The organism is Providencia sp. R33 (assembly GCF_019343475.1).
GTDB lineage: Bacteria > Pseudomonadota > Gammaproteobacteria > Enterobacterales > Enterobacteriaceae > Providencia.
This window is the reverse complement of the sequence record NZ_CP072453.1, coordinates 4347481-4359837: the sequence shown is the minus strand read 5'-3', so window position 1 is coordinate 4359837 and position 12357 is coordinate 4347481. Positions and strand designations below refer to the sequence as shown.

The window sequence follows — 12357 nt, the reverse complement described above, 5'->3', positions numbered from 1 at the left end:
CAAATACTGTTATCGACCTCACGTTATTAACATGTTTATTTTATGTTAATAACAATAAAGTGCATGATAATTACCAGACTCACTATGGGAGGTAATCAAATGAGCTCACCTCAATTTAGCGACCACCAGCAGACATTAATTGATTGCTGCCTAAATACTATCGCGCACATTATTCCGATTTCTGCGTCAGTATATTACCTTGTCAATGACCACTGGCAGCCTGACAACTATGTGTTATATGGGATCTCTGCTCAAATGCATCGCGATTATCTGGCTTATTTTCACCAGATAGATCCGCTCCACCCTAATAAATTTCGTGGGGACGACCTACGATTGGTGAGAATGGATCCTGAGGTCCGCCAGCAAAATCAGGCTTTTTTTCATGATTTTATGCAGCCAAATAACCTAACCGATATGGCAGAGGTTTTTATTCGCCGGAAAAATAAAATTATTGCGGGGATTTCGGTGTTACGAGATAGCCCATTTTCTCAACACGAAATTATGCGGTTAAATGCCATTTTGCCTGTCGCCGAGTTAATGACGTTTGATATCCTGCCTGATTCGTTGGTGTCCTACACACCCAAAGAACAAGAAATCATACATTTAGTGCGTGAAGGCGCGAGCAACAAGCGCATAGCATTGTTATTGGGTGTGTCATTATCCACAGTAAAAACTCATCTGCGTAATGTATTCACCAAAGCCAATGTCACTAACCGAACTGAGCTTGTATCATCAGGTTTTATTATTCGTCAGGAAAAGTTTTAATTAACTAGCGGCCACCCGCCGCATCAATAATCGAGCCCGTCACATAGGATGAGGCCTCACTCAGCAACCATGAAATGATTTCAGCAATCTCTTCAGGCTCGCCGCCTCTTTTCAGTGGCAACTGCCCAGCAACCCGATCAACCCGCCCAGCCTCACCGCCATCTTGGTGCATTTGTGTATAAATATAGCCGGGGCGGACGCCGTTTACCCGTATCCCTAACTCTGCTAATTCTAATGATAGCCCCTTTGTAATGGAATCTACCGCGCCTTTTGATGCGGCATAATCGATGTACTCTCCAGGCGCACCTAAACGTGCTGCGGCTGATGAAACATTCACAATCGCTTTTTTATCAAAGTGGTTAAAATGGCGAGCGAGTTGGATAAACTCGCGACAGCAAATCAATAACCCAGTGACATTTGTGGCCAAAACCGTATTAATTCGCTGCGCCGTTAATGCCTCTGTTTTGCATTGCTGAAATAAAATACCCGCATTATTGACTAAGTAGTGCAAGTCACCATGTTGCTGCTTAATGGTCTCGAACAACTTAACAACCTCATTTTCACTACTGATGTCACACGCTAATGCATACGCAAGGCCACCAAACGCCTGAATCTGCGCGATCACCTCTTTTGCCGCCTGATGATCACTTTTATAGTTAATGATTACTCGCATACCAAGCCGTGCAAGCTGTATTGCAGTTGCACGACCAATACCTCGGCTCCCACCGGTGATCAATACTGTTTTCATACCATGACCTATCTCAACGATAATAGATTGCTATCATAGCCATAATTTTCATATCAAGACGAATTAAAGCATAAAAAAACCCGGCACGATGGCCGGGAAGCAGTTGATCAATACTCAAAATTAACCACTAATAACGCACCATGACAGATTTTAATTCGGTGTAATACTCAATAAAGGCACTGCCAAACTCGCGGCCAATACCTGAAGATTTAATGCCACCAAATGGTACCGCAGGGTCAAGGAAGGTATGCATATTCACCCAAACCGTCCCCGCCTCAATGCGTGAGATCATCCGCATCGCCTTACTGAGGTCGTTTGTCCACACGCTAGCCGCTAAACCGAATGGTGTGCTATTCATCATCTCAATAAGTTGTTCTTCATCATCGTAACTTAAGAAGGTACCGACAGGGCCAAAGGTTTCCTCTTTCATCAACACGTCTTCTGGGCTATTCGCTCGAATGATAGTGGGTGGAACAAAATACCCAGCTCCTGCAATAGGCTGACCACCATAAATAATTTCGCTACCATCTTGGCGAGCTTTCTCAAACAAGCTGAGAATTTTTTCATAGTGGGCTTTGTTGGCAAGCGGCCCCATTTCCGTTGTTTCGTCTAATGGAGAACCAATTTTTATCGCAGATAAACGGGTTTTAAGCTCAGCCAATACCTCATCCATTAATTTGGATGGGATGTAAAAACGCTCTGCCGCCGCACAGATTTGCCCTTGGTTTAGGTAACCTGCTTCGATAATCCCATTAACGATTTTCTCGACCGGTAAATCTGCCAAGAATGCCGCACCGTTTTTACCCCCCAGCTCTAAAGTCACACGGGTTAATTTCCCTTCCATCGCTGTGCGCCCTACCGCCAACCCAGTAGGTACAGATCCCGTGAAGGTTACTTTAGAACATAATGGGTGTTGAATAAGTGCAGGTCCAACTTCATGACCACCACCGTTGACGATATTAATCACACCGTCAGGAATACCTGCTTCTTTCGCTAATTCCACCACGCGTAACATGGTCAGTGGCGTAAATTCGCTTGGTTTCAATACAATCGTACAACCACACGTTAATGCAGCCGCCAATTTCCATATGGAAATCATGATGGAAAAATTCCATGGAATGATCCCTGCAACTACCCCAACAGGCTCACGCTGCGTAAACGCAGAATACTTTTCACCATTAAATGATGGCAGTGACACATTTAACGTTTCGCCGCTAATTTTTGTCGCCCAGCCAGCGAAGTAGCGTAAAAACTGCGCCGCTGAACCTACTTCAAGGAAACGTGAAAGCTGGATCGTTTTCCCTGAACATAAGGTTTCGAGCTGTGCGAGCTCTTCAAGGTGCTTCTCAAGTAAATCCGCAAGGCGGTTTAGGCAGTTACCACGTTCCATCGGCGTAGTATTTGCCCAAACGCCTTTGAATGCTGCATATGCCGCGTTCATTGCAGCATCCACTTCCGCTAACGTCCCTTCTTTGACTTTAGCGATAATCTGTTCAGTGGCTGGATTGACGACATTAAAAAAAGTATCGCCTTTGCCAGAAACCGGCAACCCATTGATAAAATGCCCATGTTGACGTTTCAGAAATTCGCTGACTTCTGGTAATAGGGTTAACTCACTCATCGCAATCACTCCACTAAATAGAAATTAATTAAGCATTTACACAGGCTAGGTAGTGCTTAACGAAACGTGGGGTAGCAATTTCCCATAAAACTTCAGTACCTTTCGCTGCAAACCATGTGTCACCTTTATGGTACTCAACGGTCACACCCGTTTTGACATCGGTTAATTTAACCGAGCCTTCATGCACTGTTGCCATTTCATCAAACGGATAAACCATTTTGAACTTGCCTGTTGTACACGCGAAAATACCGCAAGTTAGGTTATCTGTTGGCTCACCGTGAACCATTGCCACGCTTGCTTGTGGGTCGCCTTCGACAACCACTGAGCCTAAGTTTGTTACGCTACCAATGTTCAGCAGTTCTGGAAGTGGTTTATTCAGCAGTAATGGACTAATCATGATGTTTACCTTTAATCGATTTCAATAAAATAATTAAACTGATGTGAATTATCGGCGACCTTGCCAGTAACCCGATGTTTGGTGCATGATTTTTGCAAGTGAAACAATCACATTGCGCATGCTGTCTTTACCAATAATATTGGCGTGAGGAATCGAACTCATTAAGTCATAACGATGAGAACCTTCCACCATTCCTTCAGCCAGTACCTTGCACACAATTTGGCTTGGCGTCACACCAAAACCTGAGTAACCCTGCGCATAAAACACATTCTTATGTTGAGGCAACGAACCTATTTGTGGGAAAAGATTCGCACTACAGGCCATCGGTCCACCCCATGCTAATTCGATTTTGACATCTTTTAGGTAAGGGAAAACTTTCAACATTAAGTTACGGTTCCACGCTTTTAAATCAGACGGAATGTACTCAAGAAAATGTGTTGAGCTACCGAATAACAAACGGTTTTCGTTGGTTACGCGGTAATAATCAATCACAGGGCGAATATCACTATACGCGCCACGGATTGGGCTGATTTGCTCAATTAACTCGTCAGATAGCTCTTCCGTCATCAACTGATAGGCATAGGTGTTAATAGTTTTTGGGTAAATCGTCGGCTCAAGTCCATTTAAGAATGAGTCACATGCCCACAGCATTTTCTGGGCTTTAACGGTTCCCATCGCTGTTCTAACTTTGATGGTATTACCATACTCAACATTCAAAACTTGGCTATTTTCAAAAATCTTAGCGCCATAAATTTCGCTAACCGCTTTCGCCTCACCCAATAACAGGTTCAACGAGTGAACATGCCCACCGCCCATATGCTTGATACCACAGGTATAAGCATCTGAACCGATAATTTGTTTTAGCTCAGAGCCGCTGTAAAATTCAATTTCCTCGTCTGGATCAACGGATTTGAAATCTTTCAGCCAACTACGTAGTGTTTTTTCTTGGCGAGCGTTACTCCCTAAATAGGCATATCCACGGCAAAAATCCGCATCAATATCATATTTAGCAATACGCTCACGCATAATTCCAGCGCCCATATTGCTGAGCTTAAAGATGGTTTCTAACCCGTCTGGACCCACATATTTTTTGATTGCATCGATATCATGGCCAATTCCTGCCATCACTTGACCACCGTTGCGACCAGAACCACCGTAACCGAGGTAACGCCCTTCCAAAATAGCGATATTAGTAATACCTTTCTCGCACAATTCAAGCGCAGTATGGATACCTGAAAATCCCCCCCCGATGATCACAACATCCACATCAAGGTCTTCTTTCAATGTTGGAAAGCGTAAATCGTATTTTTTAGTCGCTGAGTAATAAGTTAATGATTCTACTTGGTTATTCATAATGGATACCCTGTTTAGTATCTTGCAATACCCTCGATTATCTTAACCTTACATTAACAATTACATAGCCCTTTAGGGACATTCGAAACATTAAGTTAACAATTGTGAGCCAAGTAGAATATTTAAATAAAAATAAAATATTAAAAAAATATTATTTATTCTTTATATTCAATGGATTAAGAAAACATTTCGATATTAACAATATTTAGTGTGTTTTTTTAACAAAATTTAATGGAGTATAGAAAAGAAATGAAAGCATCCGTAATCAAATGATTAATAACGTATAATTACGGATATTTATTGTTCTAACTGCACTTACACTCACCGAGTACAATCACTGAGTTATTCGATTCATTAATAAATTAAACAATTCAGCTTGTGAGTTAATATTCAATTTTTGATAGATGTTTTTACGGTGATTTTTGACAGTACCAAGACTAATGAAAAGTGACTCTGCAATTTGAGGAGAACCCTTCCCTTCAAGAATCAACTCCACCACCTCACACTCCCTTGGCGTTAGGCCGAAACGTGTCTGTCTATCTGTATTTTGATAATGACTTGATACGGCATTAGGGGAGACCTCTTTATGTAATCGAGCCATACTACAAATAATTTCAAACGCTTCTTTTAATGGTGCTTGTGTATATTTTTCAGAGAAAAATGGCCGGTCTTCATTACCAAAAAAGATGCCCAACTGCCTATCCGCAGAAATTTCCAACAGTAACCCTGCTTCATCACACCAGCCTGTTTTACGATAAAAATTAAGATAATAATCCGTATGATAAAAACCTTTAGGCGCTAATTCTTTCAATGTAAGAACTTTAGATGTCCCCCCTTTTTGGATCTCTTGGTAAAACGGATCCATTAAATAAGCGCCTCGTTGATAGATTCGGTTCACACTATCACTGTTACGCCGTTCAACTTTGGACAAAAAGCGAGGAGGAGTTCCTTTCTCAAAGGAATAAACAATCGCATTATCAAATGCAATGAAAGACGACAACCATGATAATAAATTAGGGTAAAACTGATTAGTTGCAACAGAATCAATCACATACGGTAATTTTGTAAGATAATTATCCATTTCGCCCCCAAGTTTATTAATTTATTAATGAATTAAATTTGACTCACAAATGCATCAGCCCAAAAGGATATAAAAAACATATTATCTCTATAAACACAACATGACTGTTATTAATATGTTAATTACATCACGACCATTAGTAACTCTAATAAATAATTTCATTACATTAACATTCATGAAAACAATACTTAAATCACAAAAAAATAATTGAATCCATATATTATGTTAATCAAAAGTAAATAACACAACGTAAGGAGGAGTAATGCCTAAATGTAAAATTATTTTAGATTGTGACCCTGGCCATGATGATGCTATGGCCATTTTTTTAGCATTAGGTAATCCAAATATAGATTTACTTGCTGTGACCACCGTCGTGGGCAACCAGACCTTAAGTAAGGTAACTCACAATACACGTGCCATTATGGAATTCGCTGGCGCAACTCATATCCCTATCGCAGCGGGTTGCGCTCGTCCACTTGTACGAACAATACAAACAGCCCCTGAAGTTCACGGAAGCACTGGGCTTGATGGGACAAACCTTCCAGAACCAACTATCGCTATTGATAGTCGCCATGCGGTCGACTTGATAATTGACACACTCAAATCTCATCCCCCTAAAACAATTACCCTCGTACCTATTGGCGGATTAACAAATATTGCTTTAGCCGTCAGAAAAGCGCCTGAAATTGTAGAACTCGTTAAAGAAGTTGTTTTGATGGGAGGTGGCTATCATACGGGCAATCGTTCAGCCGTTGCAGAATTCAATATTATTATTGACCCAGAAGCAGCTCATATTGTTTTCAATGAAAAATGGCCGCTCACTATGGTTGGATTAGACCTAACACATCAAGCTAGACCAGATGACCAAATCATGGAGCAAATTGCAGCGTTAAATACCCCTATAAGCCAATTTGTCGTTGACTCACTAAATTACTATACCGCAGGTTACCGCCAACGTAATGGCTATACTAACCATGCACCTGTCCATGATCTCTGTGCCGTCGCTTATGTGATCTCTCCTTCAATTATGGAAACGCTTAAAGCGCCAATTGATATAGAATTACAAGGTGCACTCACAACAGGAATGACAGTTACTGATTTTCGTCCTCAATCAACCACTGACTGCCATACTCAAGTTGCTACAAAGCTAGATAACTCGAAATTATGGGCGATGTTTATTGATTCTTTAAAGCGATTAGATAAATAGAAGTGACGGGTAGCCTATCATAAAAATAAGCTACCTTTTCAAATGGTTAAGACTTAATGATTTCTTTTAACTTTGTATAGCGTCTAATTAAGCGCCATTTTAATTTTACTGTTGTCGCATGATTCCACACAATTTCCCAATACCCTTTATCGAAAAATTGCTGCACCATTTCTTTGCGAATTTCAGGGGATTTAATCGCCAGTAAAGCTTGAACCACCCCTAGCCCCTCTTTACCGACCTGCCAAAGACATGCAGGTGCTTGTTTGACTTGCTCAGGGTAACGTTGATAAATCGCTAATAACATATCAATAATTTTTAAATACGTATTAATTTTACGTACTGAGCGGTCATCACCACTCAATGAATGAGAAACAGATTGGTTATGGATCAGGTAGCGATAATATTGCTCATTAATAAATTGCACGCGTTTCGCAACCAACAAAACTTCCGTTGTCCACGGAATATCTTGATGGTGTAACTTCGGCTCAAAGAAAAAGTTATGTTGGCGTAACATGTCTAAACGGTACAAATTCAGCCAAGTTACATGCAAAAACTTACGAGAGCTCAGCCCTTTCTCTAGCCATTCGGGGCCACTAATTACCCCTGTAGAAGGCACCTTATTTGGAGGGAAAATCGCTTTTGGTGCATCTCCATTGGTATAAACGTAGGTACCATTACAAGTTGCAACATCCAAGTCACCCGCCAATGCAATTTCTAACAACCTGCCATACATTTTGGGGCTAATTTCATCATCAATATCAGGAAATGTAATATATTTGCCAGTTGCTTCAACCATTCCAGTATTACGCGCAACTGATACGCCTTGGTTCTCTTGAGACAATATTTTCAAATGGCTGAATTTATCTTCATACTCTTTGATAATTCCATCGCTGTTATCCTTAGAGCCATCATTAACCACAATGAGCTCCCAGTTTTCTAAATTTTGTGCTAATAGGCTATCAAAGAACTGAGGTAAAAATTTTTCACCATTATAAACTGCAACAACAATACTCAAAACTGGTTGAGAAGACATGTATTAACCCTATACCAATCAATTTAAAATTACTTACCCAATGCAACATTGCTAAATACAACAAATAAAACCCACCTTGTGAGCTCTTAGAAAAGAAGAAACCATATTGGTTCCATTGTCATAAAAATTTCATAATCCAATAACTCTAGGAATAGTTAGTAAAAGTATAATTAAAAATTTGAATGTATCCATAAACTCTAATGAACTAATTATCACTTAATCAACCTAATAAACATTAACGACATATTAAACAATCTGAATTGAGGATTTCTTGTGGCTGGAAGTAGTTTACTGACCTTACTTGATGATATTGCTGCCGTGCTCGATGATGTCGCGATGATGACGAAAATGGCCGCGAAAAAAACGTCTGGCGTTCTAGGGGATGACCTTGCTTTAAATGCGCAGCAAGTGTCAGGAGTTCGTGCTGAACGGGAAATTCCCGTTGTCTGGTCCGTTGCTAAAGGCTCATTCATCAATAAATTAATTTTGGTTCCTCTGGCCTTATTAATCAGTGCATTTATTCCTTGGGCTATCACACCTTTATTAATGCTAGGGGGCGCTTACTTGTGTTTTGAGGGAGCAGAAAAAATTGCCCATAAAATTTTTCATTCAAGTGAAAAATTAGCAGCGAAAATACACGCAGTACCTGAAGAGAAACTGGCTGAGTTCGAAAAAGAAAAAATCAAAGGAGCTATTCGCACCGATTTTATTTTATCAGCAGAGATTATCGCAATCACATTAGGCATTGTGTCTACCACAACCATTGTTAATCAATTCGCAGTACTGTCTCTCATTGCGATTATAATGACCATTGGTGTTTATGGGCTCGTTGCTGGGATTGTTAAACTCGATGACTTAGGGTTTTACCTCCAAAAGAAAACGTCTTCACTATTACAAAAAATGGGCAATGGCCTTATTTATGCAACGCCATATTTGATGAAGACACTTTCCGTTGTCGGCACAGCCGCAATGTTTATGGTTGGAGGTGGGATTATCACTCATGGTATTCACTATTTGTCTGAGTGGATTGAAGAAATATCCTTCACTGCCCTATTAACCCCCTTTATTGGCAGTACTATGCAGTTTATCCTACCAACAATCATTAACTTATTTTTTGGTTTCATTGTTGGTATGTGCCTTGTCATGGCATTATTTTTAATCAAAAAAATTAAAAAAGCCTAATTTCAAAAATAGAATAGAGCATTTTATTCGTATTATTCTATTTTTCTCCCTTGATAAAATAAAAACTTATCTACTCAAATTTTTATTAACTTATTTTGTTTCACGCCATCGATATGTAATTTAATACATATTGATAGATTCAAAATTGGTGTATTTACGAGATTCTTGAATCCACTTTTTGGAAATGTGAAAACGTCCAATCTGATCTAAATCAAAAGAAACTCATCTTTAATTTACGTTATAATACATGACTGCTACCAGAAAAATAACAAGGTAACCTATTTTATCTATCCATATCAATAAGTAAGGTTAAGCACGGATTTTAATTTTCTACTTTCAGCTCGTTATACACAATGCAAGTCCTTTAAATTACTACTAAAGTAGTATATTTAATTAGGTTGCCTTTATGAACAATATAGCCAACCTACCCTTAAAACGAATTGTGCCACGGATTTTTTGAGGAACTATAAATGCCGACCCTGTATCGTCGATTCTCTATTATTAACCAAGTTATTGGCCTAATGTTGCTGATTGCTATCCTTGGTATTATAGGAATGACGATTTCAAATCGAATGATTATCAGCGTTCAGGGTAACGCTCACGCAATCAACAAGTCAGGTTCATTACGCATGCAGAGCTACCGACTGCTCTCATTAGTTCCTCTTAATCAGCAAACTCAGCACTACTTAGATGCACTAGAAAGTGATTTATTGAGCCCTGAGCTCACGCAAGTCGTCAAAGTTGAGAGTTTAACACCGCAATTCAATGAGCTTCATAATTTTTGGCTACTCACATTACGCCCCGCATTAATGAATGCGAATACACCAAGTGATGCAAGATACGAAGTTATTTCGTTTGTTAATAAGCTCGATGAATTAGTCCACAATATCGATGAGAAAACCGAAAGAAGAATAGCCTACGTAGCCATGACACAACTCATTTTCATTAGTTTAGTTTTCTTACTACTGATGGGAACGATATGGCATTTACGGCGAAAAATTTACTACCCATGGATAAAATTGCTATCCATGGTAACGGCTATTGGGAAAAAAGATTTCAGTCAACGCTATCCAAAAAATAACCGACAAGACGAGTTAAATGCATTGGGTGAAACATTAAATCAAATGTCTGAAGAACTGGCGCAAAGCTATCACCAATTAGAAAAAAGAGTGGCAGAAAAAACAGCTGACCTCACGAAAAAAAACCGAGTACTATCCTATTTATACCAGTCAAATCAAATGCTCCACTCATCTGAACCACTTTATTTAAGATTGCAAAAAGTTCTTATTGAACTGAAAAATATTACAATATTGAATAACCTGAGTTTACGATTATATGAAGACAGTAATGAGGCGTATTTTCACAAAATAAACTGCCAATCCACTGGGTTAGATGATGAGTCTCCCAATCTAAATGATCAACAAGAAAGTTTATTAGAAAATAAACAAGTCACCGTTTTACAGTGGGAGTTGTCCGATAATATGCATCGTTATGGTGTCATTATTGGTGAAACAGCCACAGGCCAAACCTTATCTGATGAACAAAATAATTTAGTCTCCATGTTGGCTAAACAAATATCCGGCATGCTCGCAATGGAACATCAAATCGAACAACAGCAGCAATTATTAATTATGGATGAGCGCTCAGCGATTGCACGTGAACTGCATGATTCAATCGCCCAGTCACTCTCTTGTTTAAAAATGCAAATTAGTTATCTACAACTACAACCTGAGCCATTACCTGAAAAACCTCAACAATTATTAACTGAAATGCGCAGCGAAATTAACACCGCTTATAGTCAGTTAAGGGAGCTTCTAACCACTTTTCGATTGAAACTAACTGAACCAGGATTGCTTCCCTCTTTAGAAAGTACAATTAGTGAATTTAGCGAGCGAATGGGTTATTCGATTAAGTTACACTATGACATTCCTGCGAAAAGCATTTCACCACATCAATCGATTCATATAATACAAATAATCCGAGAAGCCCTGAATAATATTTTAAAACATGCAAATGCAAGTTGGGCCGAAGTGTTATTAACACAAAATGCAGGTATTATTTGTATCAAAATTATCGACGATGGCACTGGAATTACTGCAAATACAGACAAACTTAATCACTATGGCTTAATTATTATGAGAGAACGAGCCCTTAGCCTTAATGGTGAGTGTTTTGTGGCCCCTAGACCTCAAGGCGGAACAGAGGTTAGGGTAACGTTCCCTCTATCTGATGCTTAATACACCGGAGAAAATCATCTATGGAAAATACAAATACAATGAACGATAAATCAACTATCCTACTGATTGATGATCACCCGATGCTACGAAATGGCGTGAAACAACTGATTAGTTTAGAACCTTCACTGCAAGTTATTGGAGAAGCTGGTGATGGGAAAACAGGTATCCAAATTGCAGAAGAACAAGATCCTGACCTAATCCTTCTTGACCTAAATATGCCTGGAATGAATGGATTTGAGACACTTGATGAGCTAAGAAAAAGAGAATTATCAGGGCGAATTATCCTCTTTACCGTTTCAAATTATAGTGATGATTTAGTGAATGCTTTAAAACGTGGTGCTGATGGCTATTTATTAAAAGATATGGAGCCAGAAGAACTTATTGTCGCACTAAAGGAAGCGGCAAGTGGCAAGCTTGTTGTTAGCCCAACACTTACATCCGTTCTTGCTGAATCTTTACGTGACAATCCTAGCCACGATGAAAATAATATTACGACCCTAACACCTAGAGAAACTGATATTTTAGAGCTAATCTCACAAGGACTTTCTAATAAAATGATCGCTCGTAAACTCGATATTGCAGAAAGTACTGTAAAAGTACATGTAAAACACTTACTTAAAAAATTAAACTTAAAATCTCGAGTCGAAGCAGCTGTTTGGGTTTTGCAACAAAAATGAATATTAAAAGTGGCAGTTTAAATAAAAATATAACTGCCATCTTTTAAAATAAATAC

General features: G+C 39.3%; 11 protein-coding genes. 5 read left to right on the top strand and 6 right to left on the bottom strand.

The window, feature by feature from the left end; translation table 11 throughout:
* The first annotated feature begins 99 nt into the window (after window positions 1-99).
* Window positions 100-765 (top strand): helix-turn-helix transcriptional regulator, encoded by a 666-nt coding sequence (locus J6836_RS20250; RefSeq protein WP_219245624.1) that lies wholly within the window; start codon window positions 100-102, stop codon window positions 763-765.
* Between the two features lie 4 nt (window positions 766-769).
* Here the strand turns inward: J6836_RS20250 and J6836_RS20245 are convergent, their stop codons facing one another.
* The 5 genes from J6836_RS20245 to J6836_RS20225 form a co-directional block, all read right to left on the bottom strand.
* Window positions 770-1513 (bottom strand): SDR family oxidoreductase, encoded by a 744-nt coding sequence (locus J6836_RS20245; protein WP_219245623.1) that lies wholly within the window; start codon window positions 1511-1513, stop codon window positions 770-772.
* Between the two features lie 127 nt (window positions 1514-1640).
* On the bottom strand, window positions 1641-3134 hold the full coding sequence (locus J6836_RS20240; RefSeq protein WP_219245622.1) for an aldehyde dehydrogenase family protein: 1494 nt from the start codon (window positions 3132-3134) through the stop codon (window positions 1641-1643).
* Window positions 3135-3162: 28 nt separating this feature from the next.
* Window positions 3163-3531 carry a cupin domain-containing protein gene (locus J6836_RS20235; protein WP_219245621.1) on the bottom strand — a complete coding sequence of 123 codons (369 nt, stop codon included), beginning with the start codon at window positions 3529-3531 and terminating at the stop codon, window positions 3163-3165.
* Between the two features lie 48 nt (window positions 3532-3579).
* Window positions 3580-4884, bottom strand: coding sequence for an NAD(P)/FAD-dependent oxidoreductase (locus tag J6836_RS20230; protein ID WP_219245620.1), 1305 nt, complete (start codon window positions 4882-4884; stop codon window positions 3580-3582).
* Window positions 4885-5218: 334 nt separating this feature from the next.
* Complete coding sequence (locus J6836_RS20225; protein ID WP_219245619.1) at window positions 5219-5965, bottom strand: helix-turn-helix transcriptional regulator; 747 nt, start codon at window positions 5963-5965, stop codon at window positions 5219-5221.
* Window positions 5966-6227: 262 nt separating this feature from the next.
* Between J6836_RS20225 and uriH the strand changes: the two genes are divergently transcribed.
* Entirely contained in the window at window positions 6228-7172 is a 945-nt protein-coding gene (gene uriH / locus J6836_RS20220) for a uridine-preferring nucleoside hydrolase UriH (protein WP_219245618.1), read from the top strand.
* Window positions 7173-7218: 46 nt separating this feature from the next.
* On the opposite strand, the gene J6836_RS20215 is transcribed toward uriH, so the two are convergent.
* A complete protein-coding gene (locus tag J6836_RS20215; RefSeq protein ID WP_219245617.1) occupies window positions 7219-8205 on the bottom strand; it encodes a glycosyltransferase in 987 nt (328 codons plus the stop codon).
* Window positions 8206-8478: 273 nt separating this feature from the next.
* On the opposite strand from J6836_RS20215, the gene J6836_RS20210 reads away from it, so the two are divergent.
* The 3 genes from J6836_RS20210 to narL all read left to right on the top strand — a co-directional run bounded on the left by J6836_RS20210 (window position 8479) and on the right by narL (window position 12301).
* Complete coding sequence (locus tag J6836_RS20210; protein ID WP_219245616.1) at window positions 8479-9387, top strand: DUF808 domain-containing protein; 909 nt, start codon at window positions 8479-8481, stop codon at window positions 9385-9387.
* Window positions 9388-9857: 470 nt separating this feature from the next.
* On the top strand, window positions 9858-11624 hold the full coding sequence (gene narX, locus J6836_RS20205; RefSeq protein ID WP_219245615.1) for a nitrate/nitrite two-component system sensor histidine kinase NarX: 1767 nt from the start codon (window positions 9858-9860) through the stop codon (window positions 11622-11624).
* A gap of 38 nt (window positions 11625-11662) precedes the next feature.
* The gene (narL, locus tag J6836_RS20200; protein WP_374447600.1) at window positions 11663-12301 is read left to right on the top strand and encodes a two-component system response regulator NarL; all 639 of its coding nucleotides are present in this window, start codon (window positions 11663-11665) and stop codon (window positions 12299-12301) included.
* The last annotated feature ends 56 nt before the right edge of the window (window positions 12302-12357 follow it).